The organism is Solibacillus sp. CAU 1738, from assembly GCF_039888725.1.
GTDB lineage: Bacteria > Bacillota > Bacilli > Bacillales_A > Planococcaceae > Metasolibacillus.
In genome coordinates, this window is sequence record NZ_JBDQQN010000008.1 from 15,901 (window position 1) to 31,655 (window position 15,755).

Below are 15,755 nucleotides of genomic sequence, written 5' to 3' on the forward strand. Positions count from 1 at the left end.
CGTCTCAACATATGCTTGGATTGTATGAGAGATGTTCGAAAGACGCTCGTCTGGTTTCGCTTCACACAATCCACGGAATGAACAGATCCGGTAAAGGAAACTGTATCCCTTATGTTAACACGATAGCCGGAATGTCTTAGATGAGAGATTCATACCCGTTACACAGATGCTTCCACGAAACCCATTATATAACGTTAAGATCATCACACCAAAAGTGCTCCCCTAATCAAGTATATACCGGGCACAATATGCTTTTGCAACTCTCAAAAAATTATGTTTCGTTGTTGCCTCCGCACGCCTCCCGCGGAAGCAGTATACTAGCGCCCGGGCGGGTATTAGCTGCGGATGCCCTGTAATAGAGCGTCAAGATCAGCAAATACTGTATCAATATGTTGCTGCCCATTAATATTCGTTAAAACACCTTTAGCTTGGTAGAAATCAAGTAAAGGTTGTGCTTGATTCATATTTACTTCCAGACGGTTTGCTACTGTTTCTGGATTATCATCGGCACGAGTGTATAACTCGCCGCCATCTTTATCACATTTCCCTTCCTCAACTGGAGGATTGAAAATTACGTGGTAAGATGATCCACAAACTTTACAAATTCGACGACCGCTTAAACGTGCTACTAATTCATCTTTTTCAACTTGGATATTAATCGTATGCTCGATTGCACGGCCAAGATCTTCAAGGATGCTATCTAAAGCTTCTGCTTGAGGAACTGTACGTGGGAATCCATCTAATAAGAATCCTTTTTCACAGTCTTGTTGGCTTAGTCGCTCACGTACGATACCAATCGTTACTTCATCCGGCACTAAAGCACCTTGATCCATAAACGATTTAGCTTGTAAACCTAGTTCAGTGCCGTCTTTAATAGCTGCACGGAACATATCGCCTGTAGAAATATGAGGGATTGCGTACTTCGCAACAATTTTGTCTGCCTGAGTACCTTTACCTGCACCTGGTAGACCCATTAAAACGATATTCATACGTAATATCTCCCCTCAGAAAAAGCTAAACTCTAGCTGGTTAAGGAAACGAAAACGTTCCCTAAAACCAACATTACTTCATAAAGCCTTTATAATGACGTTTTACTAGTTGTGACTCTAATTGCTTCATAGTTTCAAGTGCAACACCGACTACGATAATAATACTTGTTCCACCTATTTGAGCCGAAGCTGGTAGGTTCATAAAAGTAGTAAATAAAACCGGCATTATAGAGATGATACATAGGAAGATCGCGCCAACAAAAGTTAAACGATAAAGGATTTTTGTTAAATAAGCTTGTGTATCATTACCTGGGCGAATACCCGGAATGTATGCACCTTGTTTTTTCAAGTTATCAGCCACATTTTCAGGATTCACTTGAATGAATGCGTAGAAGTATGTGAATGCAACGATCAATGCAACGTAAATTAACATTCCGATTGGATGTGAATAATCAAACGTCTTCGTAATGAAATTTGTTACGCTATTTTGACCGAAGAATGTAGCCAAAGTTCGTGGTGTAACAAGAAACGCCATTGCAAAGATTACCGGAATAACCCCTGCAGCATTTACTTTTAACGGTAAGTGCGTTTGTTGACCACCAGATTGTGGCGTACGACCGGCAACTCGTTTTGCGTATTGAATAGGAATTTTACGTAACGCTTGGTTAATATAAATTACCCCAACAATAACGGCAAGAATAACTAAAGCGAGTAATGCAAGGATAACAATCCTAATGAAAAGTTGATCTCCAGCACCTTCGATTTGTTGTGCATAAATTTGGTTTATCGTGGTTGGAATCGCAGCTACTATACCAGCGAAGATAATGATAGAAATACCATTACCAACACCATGTGCAGTAATCTGTTCAGATAACCAAAGTAAGAAAGCAGTACCAGCTGTTAACACAACTGCGATCGTTAAATACGATGTAATGCTAGTATCTGTAATCAGTGTTCCACCGTAGAACTGGTTAAACCCGAACGACATTGCGAAAGACTGAATAAAGGCTAACACAATCGTAAAATAACGAGTGAACTGAGCTAACTTGCGTCGCCCAACGTCACCTTGCTTTGCCCACTCTGCAAATTTCGGTACAACGTCCATTTGCAGTAACTGAATAATAATTGAGGCTGTGATGTACGGCATAATTCCCATCGCAAAGATAGAGAAATTTTTAAGTGCACCACCGCCAAACGTATTAAGGAAACCTACTAAGTTAAACTCATCCGTTGCCTTTAATACATCTGCGTTAACGTTTGGTACCGGGATGAAAGTCCCGATACGAAAAACGATTAACATTAATAATGTAAAAATGATTTTATTTCTTATATCTCGAACGCGCATAAAGTTAGAGATCGTCTGAAACATTAAATCACCTCAGTTGTTCCGCCAGCATTCTCGATTGCTTCTTTAGCTGAAGCCGAGAATTTATGAGCTTTTACTGTAAGCTTTTTAGTTAAAGTTCCGTGTCCTAAAACTTTAATACCAGCCTTTTCGTTGCTCACAACACCCGTTTCTAATAATAATGCAGCTGTTACCTCTGCACCATCTTCAAAACGGTTTAATACGTCAAGGTTAACGATAGCGTATTCTTTACGGTTAATGTTCGTAAAGCCACGTTTCGGTAAACGACGGAAAAGTGGGTTTTGACCCCCCTCAAATCCTGGGCGAACGCCGCCGCCAGAACGAGCGTTTTGACCTTTATGACCTTTACCTGCAGTTTTACCGTTACCAGAACCGATACCACGACCAACTCGGTTACGTACTTTACGCGAGCCTTCTGCTGGTTTTAACTCATGAAGTTTCATATTGGTGGCACCTCCTTGTTCAATGATATGAAATTAAATTTCTTTTACAGTAACTAAGTGAGCTACTTTTGTTAACATACCGCGAATAGCTGCGTTGTCAGCATGCTCAACAGTTTGGTTAAGTTTGTTTAAGCCAAGAGCTTCAACAGTTTTACGTTGACCTGGTTTTGACCCGATCACAGATTTAGTAAGGGTGATTTGTAATTTAGCCATTATAATTCCCCCCTTATCCTAATAATTCTTCCACTGATTTACCGCGAAGTTTTGCAACGTCCTCAGCGCGTTTTAATTCAGTTAAACCTGCTACAGTTGCACGCACCATGTTAATTGGTGTGTTTGAACCTAGAGATTTTGAAAGAATATCAGTAATACCAGCTAGTTCTAGTACGGCACGAACCGGACCACCAGCAATTACTCCTGTACCAGGAGCTGCAGGTTTAATTAAGATTGAACCTGCACCGAAGCGACCTTGCACTAAGTGTGGAGTAGTTCCACCCACGCGTGGTACTTCGATTAAGTTTTTCTTCGCGTCTTCAACAGCTTTGCGGATTGCGTCTGGAACCTCTTGAGCTTTACCAGTACCGAAACCTACATGACCGTTTTTATCTCCAACAACAACTAGTGCTGTGAAGCGGAAGCGACGACCACCTTTAACAACTTTAGCAACACGGTTAATAGTAACTACGCGCTCTTCAAGTTCTAATTTGTTTGCGTCAATGCGACTCATGAAGTATGTCCCTCCTTCTTATTAAAATTCTAAGCCGTTTTCACGTGCAGCTTCAGCTAAAGCTTTCACACGTCCATGATATAAGTAACCACCACGGTCAAATACAACAGCAGTAATATTTTTTTCCGCAGCGCGTTTTGCGATTATTTCACCGATTTTAGCTGCAGCTTCAACGTTTGAGCCAGCACCCTCGAAATCTTTTTCTTGAGTGTTAGCAGAAACTAAAGTTACACCAGCTACGTCATCGATTAATTGTGCGTAAATATTCTTGTTAGAACGGAATACGTTTAAGCGTGGACGCTGAGCAGTACCCGAAATTTTAGAACGTACACGTGCATGACGTTTTTTACGAACTTGATTTTTATCTTGTTTCGTAATCACAGAGGTCACTCCTTTCTAATGCTTTAAGCAGCATTATTTACCTGTTTTACCTTCTTTACGACGAACGAATTCGCCTTCGTAACGAATACCTTTACCTTTATATGGCTCTGGTGGACGAACGTCACGGATGTTTGATGCTAAAGCACCAACGCGTTCTTTAGAAATACCTTTAATAATGATTTTAGTGTTTGAAGGTACTTCCACTTCTAAACCTTGTTCAGGTGTGAACTCTACTGGATGAGAGTAACCTACGTTAAGTACAAGTTTGTTACCTTGTAATTGAGCACGGTAACCTACACCAACAAGTTCTAGAGCACGAGAGAAACCTTCAGAAACACCCGTTACCATGTTAGCTAGTAGAGCACGAGTTGTACCATGGTTAGTACGGTGTTCTTTCGATTCAGATGGGCGTGAGATTTTAATAACCGCACCCTCTTGCTCGATTTTCATATCACTATGGAATTGACGAGTTAATTCGCCTTTAGGACCTTTAACTGTAACTGTGTTGTCGGCAGCGACTTCAACAGTTACGTTAGCAGGTACCTCGATAAGTTTTTTACCTACGCGAGACATTTAAGTTGCACCTCCATTCTTTTGTTACTAATTACCAAACGTATGCTAAGATTTCTCCGCCAACTTGTTTAGCGCGAGCTTCTTTATCAGTTAATAAACCTTGTGAAGTAGATACTAAAGCGATACCAAGACCGTTTAATACTTTTGGTACTTCATTTGTTTTAGCATATACACGTAGACCTGGTTTAGAAATACGTTTTAAGCCAGTAATAACGCGCTCGTTATCTTTACCGTATTTTAAGAAGATACGGATGATACCTTGCTTGTTGTCTTCTACGTACTCAACGTCACGTACGAAACCTTCACGCTTTAAAATTTCAGCGATTTCTTTCTTTAGGTTAGAAGCTGGAACTTCTAACTTTTCGTGACGAACCATGTTCGCATTACGAATGCGAGTAAGCATATCTGCAATCGGATCAGTCATTGTCATGAAAATTTACCTCCTTCCCAAATTAGGGGATTACCAGCTGGCTTTTTTAACGCCAGGAATTTGTCCCTTATATGCAAGTTCACGGAAACAAATACGGCAAAGTTTAAATTTGCGATATACAGAATGTGGACGGCCACAGCGTTCACAACGTGTATATTCTTGTACTTTAAATTTTTGCGTGCGTTGTTGTTTAACGATCATTGATTTTTTAGCCACGTTTTCGCCCTCCTTACTTTATTACTTTTGGAACGGCATACCGAATTGTGTCAATAACTCGCGAGCTTCTTCATCAGAATTCGCAGTCGTTACGATCACGATGTCCATACCGCGTACTTTCGAAACTTTATCGTAATCGATTTCAGGGAAAATTAATTGCTCTTTTACACCTAAAGTGTAGTTACCGCGACCGTCAAACGCTTTTTTAGAAACGCCACGGAAGTCACGTACACGAGGTAAAGAAATTGAGATTAATTTATCCAAGAATTCATACATACGCTCACCGCGTAATGTAACTTTAGCACCGATAGGCATACCTTCACGTAGGCGGAAACCTGCGATCGATTTTTTAGCTTTAGTTACAACTGGTTTTTGACCAGTAATAATTGTTAGTTCTTCTACAGCAGCATCTAATGCTTTTGAGTTTTGAACAGCGTCACCAACACCCATGTTGATTACGATCTTGTCAACTTTCGGCAATTGCATTACTGATTTATATCCAAACTTGCTCATAAGAGCAGGTGAAACTTCATTTAAATATTTTTCTTTTAGGCGGCTCATGTTTGTACCTCCCTTCTTATTTTACTTATTAGTCGATTACTACACCTGATTTTTTTGCAACACGAACTTTTTTACCGTTTTCGATTTTGTAACCTACGCGAGTCGGCTCGCCAGATTTAGGATCGATTAGCATTACGTTCGAAACGTGGATTGCAGCTTCTTGAGATACAATACCACCTTGTGGGTTTAGTTGGTTAGGTTTCACGTGTTTTTTCACAATGTTTACACCTTCAACAAGAACGCGGTCTTGTTTAGGGAAAGCAGCTAAAACAACGCCATCTTTACCTTTATCTTTACCAGTAATAACTTTTACCTTGTCGCCCTTTTTAACATGCATTATGTGTCGCACCTCCTTGATTGGTACTGTCATATAATTAAAGAACTTCTGGAGCTAGAGAAACGATCTTCATGAAGTTGCCATCACGTAATTCACGTGCAACTGGTCCGAAAATACGAGTTCCGCGTGGTGATTTATCGTCTTTGATGATTACACAAGCGTTTTCGTCAAATTTGATATAAGTACCGTCTTTACGACGAGCACCAGATTTAGTGCGAACGATAACAGCCTTAACAACGTCGCCTTTCTTGACAACGCCACCTGGTGTTGCTTTCTTAACTGTACATACAACGATATCGCCGATGTTAGCAGTTTTACGTCCAGAACCACCAAGCACTTTAATTGTTAATACTTCACGTGCACCTGAGTTGTCAGCAACTTTCATACGACTTTCTTGTTGGATCACTTAGGTTACCTCCCTTCGGAAATTGGTATGTTCCGAAATAGTTATTAAATAATAACCGCTTTTTCTACAACTTCCAATAGACGGAAACGTTTAGTAGCTGATAGCGGGCGAGTTTCCATGATACGTACGATATCACCGATTTTCGCTGTGTTTAACTCATCATGAGCTTTAAACTTTTTAGAGTATTTTACACGCTTACCGTAAAGCTTGTGCTTTTTGTGTGTTTCAACTAAAACAGTAACAGTTTTGTCCATTTTATCTGAAACAACACGGCCCGTGTAAACTTTGCGTTGGTTACGCTCAGTCATACTTGAAAACCTCCTTTATCAGTATTATTTTGCACTGATTTCTCTTTCACGAATCACAGTTTTCATACGCGCGATCGCTTTGCGAACTTCGCGGATACGAGCTGTGTTTTCTAATTGACCAGTCGCCAATTGGAAGCGAAGGTTGAAAAGCTCTTCTTTCAGTGATTTCACTTTTAATTCAATTTCAGAAGTGGCAAGGTCACGGATTTCATTAGCTTTCATTAGATTCACCACCAGTTTCTTGACGTTTTACAATCTTACATTTAACAGGAAGTTTGTGTGATGCTAAACGAAGTGCTTCACGTGCGATCTCTTCAGATACACCAGCAATCTCGAACATTACTTTTCCTGGTTTTACTACTGCTACCCAACCTTCAGGAGAACCTTTACCAGAACCCATGCGGACTTCTAGAGGCTTTTTAGTGTAAGGTTTATGTGGGAAGATTTTGATCCATACCTTACCGCCACGTTTCATGTAACGAGTCATTGCGATACGAGCAGATTCGATTTGACGGTTAGTAATCCAAGATGCAGTAGTTGCTTGTAAGCCCCACTCACCGAAAGTTACTTCTTTACCGCCTTTCGCTTCTCCACGCATGTTACCACGGTGTTCACGACGATATTTTACGCGTTTAGGTAATAACATATTATTTGCCTCCTTCCACAGAGTTCTTCTTAGTAGGAAGGACTTCACCACGGTAGATCCATACTTTAACACCTAGTTTACCGTAAGTAGTGTCAGCTTCTGCATGAGCATAATCAATGTCAGCACGAAGAGTATGAAGTGGAACAGTTCCTTCGCTATAGTGTTCAGCACGCGCGATATCAGCGCCACCTAAACGACCAGATACTTGTGTTTTGATACCTTTTGCACCAGCGCGAATTGTGCGTTGGATTGCTTGTTTTTGAGCACGACGGAATGATACGCGGTTCTCAAGTTGACGAGCGATGTTTTCTGCTACTAGACGAGCATCAAGATCAGCACGTTTAATTTCTACGATGTTAATGTGTACACGCTTACCAGTTAAATCGTTAAGATATTTACGTAAGTTTTCTACTTCCGTACCACCTTTACCGATTACCATACCTGGTTTCGCAGTGTGAATTGTAATGTTTACGCGATTTGCAGCGCGTTCGATTTCCACTTTAGATACAGATGCATCTTTTAGTGTAGATTCGATATATTTACGAACTTTGATGTCTTCGTGTAAAAGGTCTGCATAGTCTTTTTCTGCGAACCATTTTGATTCCCAATCACGAATAATACCAACGCGTAGTCCTATTGGATGTACTTTTTGACCCACGGATTATCCCTCCTTCTTCTCTGATACCACGATTGTAATGTGGCTTGTACGTTTATTAATTGCGCTTGCGCGTCCTTGAGCACGTGGACGGAAACGTTTTAATGTTGGACCTTCGTCAACGAAAACTTCAGATACAACTAAATTGTTAACGTCTAACTCATAGTTATGTTCAGCGTTTGCAACTGCAGATTTTAATACTTTCTCAACGACTGGAGACGCCGCTTTTGGAGTATGACGTAAAATTGCAACTGCTTCACCGATTTGCTTGCCTCGAATTAAGTCTACTACTAGACGTACTTTGCGAGGAGCGATACGAACTGTACGAGCGATAGCTTTAGCTTGTGTCATTAGGATTTACCTCCTCTCAAAATTAGCGTCTTGTTTTCTTATCGTCTGCACCGTGACCTTTGTAAGTACGTGTCGGTGCGAATTCACCTAGTTTGTGACCTACCATATCTTCTGTCACGTATACAGGAACGTGTTTACGTCCATCATATACAGCGATTGTTAATCCGATGAAGTTCGGGAAGATAGTAGAACGGCGAGACCAAGTTTTAATAACCTGTTTTTTCTCAGAAGCCTCTTGTACTTCCACCTTTTTCATAAGGTGATCATCGACAAAAGGTCCTTTTTTCAAGCTGCGACCCATTTAGGAACCTCCCTCCGTGATCCGACCACGGTCCTCACATAGAACCGTAGTTTAACCACATTATTTTTTACGACCACGAATAATAAATTTAGATGATTTATTTTTCTTTTTGCGCGTTTTATAACCAAGAGCTGGTTTGCCCCATGGTGTCATTGGAGATTTACGTCCAATTGGAGAACGTCCTTCACCACCACCGTGTGGGTGATCATTAGGGTTCATTACAGAACCACGAACAGTTGGGCGTTTACCTAACCAACGAGAACGACCTGCTTTACCAATATGGATAAGTTCATGTTGTTCATTACCAACTTGACCGATAGTAGCACGGCAAGTAGCTAATATTAAACGAACTTCACCAGATTGAAGACGAACGATTACATATTTACCTTCACGACCAAGTACTTGTGCAGAAGTACCAGCAGAACGTACTAATTGTCCACCTTTACCAGGTTTTAACTCGATGTTATGGATTGTTGTACCCATTGGAATGTTTACTAATGGTAAAGCGTTACCTACTTTAATGTCTGCCTCTGGACCTGAAACGATCGTTTGACCTACTTCAAGACCTTTCGGAGCTAGGATATAACGTTTTTCACCGTCAGCGTAGTTGATTAATGCGATATTCGCAGAGCGGTTTGGATCATATTCGATAGTAGCAACGCGTCCTGGAATGCCGTCTTTAAGACGTTTGAAGTCGATTACGCGATATTGCTTCTTATGACCACCACCGTGATGACGAACAGTAATTTTACCTTGGTTGTTACGACCAGCTTTGCGTTTAGTTGGCTCTAATAAAGACTTTTCAGGTTTATTAGTAGTAATTTCAGCAAAGTCAGATGACGTCATATTACGACGACCATTTGAGGTTGGTTTATACTTTTTAATCGCCATGTGTTTTCCCTCCTTCTTGATTGTTCAATTCATAAAATCCGTATTGGATATTATACTTCGAATAATTCAATTTCTTTTGAGTCAGCAGTTAATTTAACAATTGCTTTACGGCGTTTGTTAGTATAGCCACTGAATTTACCAACGCGTTTGAATTTACCTTTGTAGTTCATGATGTTGACTTTTTCAACTTTCACGCCAAAGATTTCTTCTACTGCGTCTTTAACTTGAGTTTTGTTAGCGCGAGTGTCTACTTCGAAAGTGTACTTTTTCTCTGCTAAAATTTCTGAAGAACGCTCAGTAATGACCGGACGTTTGATGATATCACGTGCTTCCATTATCCAAGCACCTCCTCAACTTTTTCTACTGCAGCTTTTGTGAATACAACTTTGTCATGACCTAATAGATCTAGAACGTTGATTCCTTCAGCTGTTAAAACAGTTACACCTGGGATGTTACGAGCAGATAACGCTACGTTTTCATTAAGGTCTGCTGTAACGAATAGAGCTTTTGTGTTAATTTCAAGAGCTGCTAAGATAGCTTTGAAATCTTTAGTTTTTGGTGCATTTAATGTTAATGCATCAAGTACTACGAAGTTTTGTTCTACAACTTTAGCTGATAAAGCAGATTTAAGAGCTAAGCGACGAACTTTCTTCGGTAATTTGTAAGAATAGCTACGTGGAGTTGGACCGAATACGATACCACCGCCGCGCCATTGTGGAGAGCGGATCGAACCTTGACGAGCACGACCAGTTCCTTTTTGACGCCATGGCTTACGACCACCACCAGCAACTTCAGAACGGTTTTTAACTTTGTGATTACCTTGACGTAGAGAAGCGCGTTGAGCGATTACTGCGTCGAATAATACTGCTTCGTTTGGCTCGATTCCGAAGATCGCATCGTTTAATTCGATTTCACCAACTGAAGCACCTGTTTGACTAAGTACAGATACTTTTGTCATTCCTGTTTCCTCCTTTCTTCGAGAAATTATTTAGATTTAATAGCAGTTTTAACTGTTACTAATGCTTTTTTAGAACCAGGAACATTACCTTTTACTAATAGTAGGTTACGTTCAACATCAACCTTAACGATTTCAAGGTTTTGGATAGTTGCAACGACGCCACCCATTTGACCAGGTAATTTCTTTTGTTTGAATACGCGGTTCGGAGCAACTGGACCCATTGAACCAGGACGACGGTGGTAACGAGAACCGTGGGCCATAGGACCACGAGATTGACCATGGCGTTTAATTACACCTTGGAAACCTTTACCTTTAGTAACACCTGTTACATCAATTACATCGCCTTCTGCGAAAATTTCTACTTTGACTTCTTGACCAACTTCGTACTCTTCCACGTTTACGTTGCGGAATTCACGAATGAAGCGCTTAGGAGCCGTATTTGCTTTTGCTACGTGACCTTGTTGTGGTTTGTTAGAAAGCTTAACGCGCTTGTCTTCGAAACCTACTTGGATCGCTTCGTAACCATCAGTTTCAACTGTTTTCTTTTGAAGAACTACGTTTGGAGTAGCTTCAATTACTGTTACAGGGATTAAATCTCCGTTTTCAGCGAAAACTTGAGTCATACCGATTTTTCTACCTAAGATTCCTTTAGCCATTTGTCACACCTCCTGTAAATTTTAAAAGTTCTATTTTTTTACCATTAAAGTTTGATTTCGATATCAACGCCAGATGGTAAATCAAGTTTCATTAACGCATCAACAGTTTGTGGTGTTGGGTTAACGATATCGATTAGACGTTTATGCGTACGCATTTCGAATTGTTCACGAGAATCTTTGTACTTGTGAACCGCACGAAGAATCGTATACACAGATCTTTCAGTTGGTAACGGAATCGGACCTGATACGCTAGCACCTGAACGTTTTGCAGTTTCAACAATTTTTTCAGCAGACTGATCAAGAATACGGTGATCATACGCTTTTAAACGAATACGAATTTTTTGTTTTGCCATTACTTTCCCTCCTTCTCGCCTATTTTCTAGACATTCTCCACGAAAATTTCTCCTACACACCGCCATGGCAAAGCGGCCGGGTGTGTCGGCAACCTCTCGCTTCATCGCAGTCAAAGACCAACATTCAATATTATATACAATCCTAATACAATAAGCAAGTGTTTTGGAAAGTTTTTTTGAATGCTGTTCTTTTTAGTTAAATCAAATTAAATACTATGTTTCGCTTTTATAAGCCGTTTTTTAGTATATAAGAGTATTAAGATGAGCGCAACAAAAAAGGTGCAAAATACTGTATATCTAATATTCTGATTACTATGAGAAAAACTGTGGCATAATTTCTGCATTTTTTATCTCTATTATATAGGAAGGCTAATTTCGTATTCATTTAATCCACTACCCTAAATTGCACTAACAGCACAATTCAAATAAAAAAGCGCCCCCAAAAATTAAGAGCACTTTTCTACATTTTATAATGATTGTTTAATAACTTTTTTATAATACTGAATCGATAGAATTGCAAACACAACATACATCGCAATATAAAGGCTCATCGTAATGACAAGCGGTGCAAGAAGTTCTGAGCCGAATAAAAACCAACCTGACTTTACTGCAAATGTACTATGGAGTAAACCGATTAAAAGGGGTACTCCAAAGTTAAATGCTTGTTTTGCATAAATTCCTCGCATAATTTCTTGCTGTGAAAATCCGATTTTTCGCAAAATCGTATAGGATGACATTTCTTCATCAGCCTCTGACATTTGTTTAAAGTATAAGATGCTACCCGTTGCTAGTAAAAAGGCTAACCCTAAAAAGGCTGTTGTAAATATAGCTACGCCCATAGACTGAATCGTTGAGTTACGTGCTTGCTCATAGGAAGGCTGAATAAACGTTTCTGTAATCATTCCATTACTTTCTTCATCAAGAACTTCTCTAGACAGCTTCCTTAATTCTAATGCCTTGTAAAGTGATTCTGCCTGTGCTATATATTTACCATCAACTTCTACAGAGATCTGTTTTGAAAAAGGATTGGTCACTGATGCTGGAATTGCCTCGAAACTTTCATCTGTCATAATAAAGATCGGCGCTCCCCCACCAATAGCCCAACCAGTAAATATATCCTCTCTAACATCTTTAATGTGCATTTTAAAATACTCGTCACCTACACGTAAGCTTGCTTCTGCACCTACATTCATAGGAAGCATTTGCGCCATTGTACCTGCATAGTTCGTTATTAATAGCTCATCATCATTCAAATTATAATCTGATACAACTTGTTGGAAATCCGATAGCGGTATGACAGTTGTTCCCGCATCTAAATTAATTAGTGGACTATTTTTTAAGTCGACTTCTACTATTTCACTCACGTTCACAAAAACCTGCTTTAATCTGAACGTCGTTGTCTCATAAGGAATATTATTAAGGTCAAGTGCCTCTAAAAACTTTTCACCTTCCTCATCATACACTGTAAAATCAGTAGGTGAAGATAGCCTAGCTTGACTACTCGCCGAATAATAAGAAATATATGAAAGTGTTGTAATAGCTAAGGACACAGCTGTGAGCACTGTAATAAGTGTTAACGACTTCGCATTTCCTTTCATCCTGTGCATAATTGGTGTAACAGCTAGTACATCAACCGAGCTTAAATGACCGTTTTTCTTAAGGCGAATTAAATTCATCACAAAGGACACAGAAAAACGGAATACTAAAAATGTCCCACCGATTGTCGTTACTAAAATGATAATCATATTTAAGAACATGTTACCCATAGTTTCTAAATCAAAAAGCTTTGTAGAAGCATAGTAACCATACGCAATAAGCCCTATACCAAATGCACCGATAATCATTTGCATCGGGCTAAAACGTTTCACTCGCTCATCCGCCTGTTTAGACGCCGTAAATAATGATAATAGAGACACACGGCGAATGATAAACGCCATTTGAACTAATATGATCACTAATAAAATACCAAAAATAGTTGCCGTTTGTTTAATAGCCTGTGTACTTAGCGTCATGCTAACTACCGACTCGAAAGCTAGAACCTTTAATAAAATCATGGCAAATAATCGTGAACTTAAAAAGCCAAGCCCCATGCCAATAATTACTGCACCTACAAATAACAAAATGTTTTCTAATGCTATTAAACGGGTGATTAACCCTTTCGTCATCCCGATTAACTGATAAAGTCCTACTTCTTTGCTGCGGCGCTTCATAAACAAATGATTCGCGTATAAAACGAAAAATGTCACGATAAAATAGAGTAAATATGAAGCTGCTTCAAATCCCGAAGCTGCTGTGCCACTTTTTTCTGTAGCTTTTAAAACGGATTCATTATACTGCAATGTAATAAATGAAAAATACAACGTCACACTAAAAATAAGTGCAAAAAAGTATAAGTAGTAGTGCTTAATGTTTTTTTGCATACTGCGTAGCACGAGCTGGCTAAGCGTCATAACCATCACCGCCTAGTACACTTTGCGTATTTAGAATTTGCTGAAAAAACTCGTTACGTGCCTTATCTCCTTTATAAAGCTCTGTATATATTTTTCCATCTTTTAAAAACAGCACTCGACTACAGAAGCTTGCTGCTACCGCATCATGTGTTACCATCATAATGGTCGCTTGTTTATCCTTATTAATCCTTTCTAAATTTGAAAGTAACGCTGTAGCAGATTTAGAATCCAATGCACCAGTCGGCTCATCTGCAAATATAATGGAAGGGTTTGAAATTAATGCGCGCGCTGCAGAAGTTCGTTGTTTCTGTCCGCCCGAAATTTCATTAGGATATTTACTTGTTATGTCCTCTATACTTAATATACTTACAAGCTCCTTGAACCTTGCTTCCGCTGCTGCTTTTGGTATTTTACTAATTGAAAGCGGTAGTAAAATATTTTCCTTAACCGTTAATGTATCAAGTAAATTATAGTCTTGGAATATAAATCCTAGCTGCTCTCGACGGAAATTTGCTAATACCTTTTCTTTCATCCCTTGTAATTGTTGACCGTTAATTTCTACAAGTCCTTCAGATACTGAATCAATCGAGCATAGTACATTTAATAATGTTGTTTTACCTGAACCAGAGGGACCCATAATCCCGACAAATTCACCTTTACTAACTTCTAAATCAATGCCTTTTAATACTTCTTGCTTTAAAGCACGCTTACCATATGTTTTACGGACTTTTCTCGCTACTAAAATTGACATGTTTACTCACCCTTTACTTAATACTTGTTGCTTTAATTGTATCTTGTTTATACACTTGTTTCGTGCGTTTTGGATGACAAATGAAAACGGTACATGACATTTTCGTCACATACCGTAAGATTTTAAATACTCATTGTTCAGTGGGAATTGAATGGCCACAGTTGTTCCTACACCTTCTTGTGACTCAACCTTTAAGCGAATCCCTAATTTTTCTGCTGATTGCTTTGCTAAGTAGAGCCCCATCCCTGTTGCAGCCGTTGTTTCTCGTCCGATTGTACCTGTATATGACTTTTGAAAGACTCGTGGTAAGTCTTCAGCAGCAATACCACACCCAAAGTCTTGTACATATAGTAATACGTGCCCTTTCGTGTCTCGAGCTGTATATATGTGAATTTCAGTATTTGGTTTACTGTACTTTACAGCATTTGAAAATATTTGTCTGAAGATGAAGGCTAACCATTTAGAATCTGTTGTCACTATGTCCTCCAATTTATCAACTTCGATACCTATCCCTTTTTCAAAGCACCAAGATCGTAACTCGCCAATCTCTTTATAGACAACTGATTGTAAAGCGACTTTCTCCAGTCTGTTATCCTTTTCAATTGTAGATAATCGTGTAGCATGAAGCTGTTGATCCAGTAGTAAGTGTATTCGAATCCACTCATTTTCCATTCTTTCTTTCAACGTATAAGGTTCTATTTGATCACTCATTAATTTCATTGCAGTCATGGGGGACTTCATTTCATGGACCCATGCTATAATTTCATCTTGCCTTTCCAATGCATCGATTTTTTGCTTGTTAATTTGTTGCTCTAGCTCATCAATAGTTCTAGTTACTTGCTGTAATATTTTTTGTTGAAACGGCGATAGGTCGCCCACTACGGCACCACCACTACATAAGAGGCGCAATTGCTTCATTTCCTTTACATAGCGCCAAAGTAAAAAGAGAAGAAAGATAAGTATATTTATTACATTAATATATTGTATTGACACTTTCGAAAATCCT

General features: G+C 39.4%; 26 protein-coding genes. All 26 read right to left on the reverse strand.

Annotation, left to right across the window (positions count from 1 at the left end):
• Window positions 1–335: 335 nt before the first annotated feature.
• Window positions 336–989 (reverse strand): adenylate kinase, encoded by a 654-nt coding sequence (locus tag AAFN87_RS17660; protein WP_347792386.1) that lies wholly within the window; start codon window positions 987–989, stop codon window positions 336–338.
• 73 nt (window positions 990–1,062) lie between these two features.
• Window positions 1,063–2,358, reverse strand: a complete 1,296-nt coding sequence (gene secY, locus AAFN87_RS17665) for a preprotein translocase subunit SecY (protein WP_347792387.1) — start codon at window positions 2,356–2,358, stop codon at window positions 1,063–1,065.
• A complete protein-coding gene (rplO, locus tag AAFN87_RS17670; RefSeq protein ID WP_347792388.1) occupies window positions 2,358–2,798 on the reverse strand; it encodes a 50S ribosomal protein L15 in 441 nt (146 codons plus the stop codon). Before rplO ends, secY begins: the two co-directional genes overlap by 1 nt.
• Window positions 2,799–2,831: 33 nt before the next feature.
• Window positions 2,832–3,014: a 50S ribosomal protein L30 gene (gene rpmD, locus AAFN87_RS17675; protein ID WP_481886495.1), complete on the reverse strand. Its 183-nt coding sequence runs from the start codon at window positions 3,012–3,014 to the stop codon at window positions 2,832–2,834.
• Window positions 3,015–3,024: 10 nt separating this feature from the next.
• The gene (rpsE, locus tag AAFN87_RS17680; RefSeq protein ID WP_099425582.1) at window positions 3,025–3,525 is read right to left on the reverse strand and encodes a 30S ribosomal protein S5; all 501 of its coding nucleotides are present in this window, start codon (window positions 3,523–3,525) and stop codon (window positions 3,025–3,027) included.
• A 21-nt stretch (window positions 3,526–3,546) separates the two neighbouring features.
• The gene (gene rplR, locus AAFN87_RS17685; RefSeq protein ID WP_347792390.1) at window positions 3,547–3,906 is read right to left on the reverse strand and encodes a 50S ribosomal protein L18; all 360 of its coding nucleotides are present in this window, start codon (window positions 3,904–3,906) and stop codon (window positions 3,547–3,549) included.
• 33 nt (window positions 3,907–3,939) lie between these two features.
• Window positions 3,940–4,479, reverse strand: coding sequence for a 50S ribosomal protein L6 (rplF, locus tag AAFN87_RS17690; RefSeq protein ID WP_347792391.1), 540 nt, complete (start codon window positions 4,477–4,479; stop codon window positions 3,940–3,942).
• A gap of 31 nt (window positions 4,480–4,510) precedes the next feature.
• Complete coding sequence (gene rpsH, locus AAFN87_RS17695) at window positions 4,511–4,909, reverse strand: 30S ribosomal protein S8 (RefSeq protein ID WP_042478650.1); 399 nt, start codon at window positions 4,907–4,909, stop codon at window positions 4,511–4,513.
• Between the two features lie 30 nt (window positions 4,910–4,939).
• Window positions 4,940–5,125, reverse strand: coding sequence for a 30S ribosomal protein S14 (gene rpsN, locus AAFN87_RS17700; protein WP_008406949.1), 186 nt, complete (start codon window positions 5,123–5,125; stop codon window positions 4,940–4,942).
• A gap of 21 nt (window positions 5,126–5,146) precedes the next feature.
• Window positions 5,147–5,686 (reverse strand): 50S ribosomal protein L5, encoded by a 540-nt coding sequence (rplE, locus tag AAFN87_RS17705; RefSeq protein ID WP_008181719.1) that lies wholly within the window; start codon window positions 5,684–5,686, stop codon window positions 5,147–5,149.
• Between the two features lie 28 nt (window positions 5,687–5,714).
• Window positions 5,715–6,023 carry a 50S ribosomal protein L24 gene (gene rplX / locus AAFN87_RS17710; protein ID WP_347792392.1) on the reverse strand — a complete coding sequence of 103 codons (309 nt, stop codon included), beginning with the start codon at window positions 6,021–6,023 and terminating at the stop codon, window positions 5,715–5,717.
• Window positions 6,024–6,060: 37 nt separating this feature from the next.
• On the reverse strand, window positions 6,061–6,429 hold the full coding sequence (rplN, locus tag AAFN87_RS17715; RefSeq protein WP_008406955.1) for a 50S ribosomal protein L14: 369 nt from the start codon (window positions 6,427–6,429) through the stop codon (window positions 6,061–6,063).
• Window positions 6,430–6,473: 44 nt separating this feature from the next.
• Complete coding sequence (rpsQ, locus tag AAFN87_RS17720; protein WP_347792393.1) at window positions 6,474–6,737, reverse strand: 30S ribosomal protein S17; 264 nt, start codon at window positions 6,735–6,737, stop codon at window positions 6,474–6,476.
• A gap of 24 nt (window positions 6,738–6,761) precedes the next feature.
• Entirely contained in the window at window positions 6,762–6,959 is a 198-nt protein-coding gene (rpmC, locus tag AAFN87_RS17725) for a 50S ribosomal protein L29 (protein ID WP_124766175.1), read from the reverse strand.
• On the reverse strand, window positions 6,949–7,383 hold the full coding sequence (rplP, locus tag AAFN87_RS17730; RefSeq protein WP_066542810.1) for a 50S ribosomal protein L16: 435 nt from the start codon (window positions 7,381–7,383) through the stop codon (window positions 6,949–6,951). The genes rpmC and rplP overlap by 11 nt, the downstream gene beginning before the upstream one ends.
• Before the next feature lies 1 nt (window position 7,384).
• On the reverse strand, window positions 7,385–8,041 hold the full coding sequence (gene rpsC / locus AAFN87_RS17735) for a 30S ribosomal protein S3 (RefSeq protein WP_347792394.1): 657 nt from the start codon (window positions 8,039–8,041) through the stop codon (window positions 7,385–7,387).
• Window positions 8,042–8,044: 3 nt separating this feature from the next.
• Window positions 8,045–8,389: a 50S ribosomal protein L22 gene (gene rplV, locus AAFN87_RS17740; RefSeq protein ID WP_332649162.1), complete on the reverse strand. Its 345-nt coding sequence runs from the start codon at window positions 8,387–8,389 to the stop codon at window positions 8,045–8,047.
• Window positions 8,390–8,411: 22 nt separating this feature from the next.
• On the reverse strand, window positions 8,412–8,690 hold the full coding sequence (rpsS, locus tag AAFN87_RS17745; RefSeq protein WP_008181911.1) for a 30S ribosomal protein S19: 279 nt from the start codon (window positions 8,688–8,690) through the stop codon (window positions 8,412–8,414).
• A 60-nt stretch (window positions 8,691–8,750) separates the two neighbouring features.
• The gene (gene rplB, locus AAFN87_RS17750; protein ID WP_347792395.1) at window positions 8,751–9,581 is read right to left on the reverse strand and encodes a 50S ribosomal protein L2; all 831 of its coding nucleotides are present in this window, start codon (window positions 9,579–9,581) and stop codon (window positions 8,751–8,753) included.
• A gap of 50 nt (window positions 9,582–9,631) precedes the next feature.
• Window positions 9,632–9,916, reverse strand: a complete 285-nt coding sequence (gene rplW / locus AAFN87_RS17755) for a 50S ribosomal protein L23 (protein WP_347792396.1) — start codon at window positions 9,914–9,916, stop codon at window positions 9,632–9,634.
• Entirely contained in the window at window positions 9,916–10,539 is a 624-nt protein-coding gene (rplD, locus tag AAFN87_RS17760) for a 50S ribosomal protein L4 (protein WP_347792397.1), read from the reverse strand. The genes rplW and rplD overlap by 1 nt, the downstream gene beginning before the upstream one ends.
• A 26-nt stretch (window positions 10,540–10,565) precedes the next feature.
• Window positions 10,566–11,195: a 50S ribosomal protein L3 gene (rplC, locus tag AAFN87_RS17765; RefSeq protein WP_347792398.1), complete on the reverse strand. Its 630-nt coding sequence runs from the start codon at window positions 11,193–11,195 to the stop codon at window positions 10,566–10,568.
• A gap of 44 nt (window positions 11,196–11,239) precedes the next feature.
• Window positions 11,240–11,548, reverse strand: a complete 309-nt coding sequence (gene rpsJ / locus AAFN87_RS17770) for a 30S ribosomal protein S10 (protein WP_042478628.1) — start codon at window positions 11,546–11,548, stop codon at window positions 11,240–11,242.
• Between the two features lie 467 nt (window positions 11,549–12,015).
• Window positions 12,016–13,998, reverse strand: coding sequence for an FtsX-like permease family protein (locus AAFN87_RS17775; protein WP_347792399.1), 1,983 nt, complete (start codon window positions 13,996–13,998; stop codon window positions 12,016–12,018).
• Window positions 13,988–14,749, reverse strand: a complete 762-nt coding sequence (locus AAFN87_RS17780; protein WP_347792400.1) for an ABC transporter ATP-binding protein — start codon at window positions 14,747–14,749, stop codon at window positions 13,988–13,990. The genes AAFN87_RS17775 and AAFN87_RS17780 overlap by 11 nt, the downstream gene beginning before the upstream one ends.
• 105 nt (window positions 14,750–14,854) lie before the next feature.
• The gene (locus AAFN87_RS17785; RefSeq protein WP_347792401.1) at window positions 14,855–15,742 is read right to left on the reverse strand and encodes a sensor histidine kinase; all 888 of its coding nucleotides are present in this window, start codon (window positions 15,740–15,742) and stop codon (window positions 14,855–14,857) included.
• Window positions 15,743–15,755 lie beyond the last annotated feature (13 nt).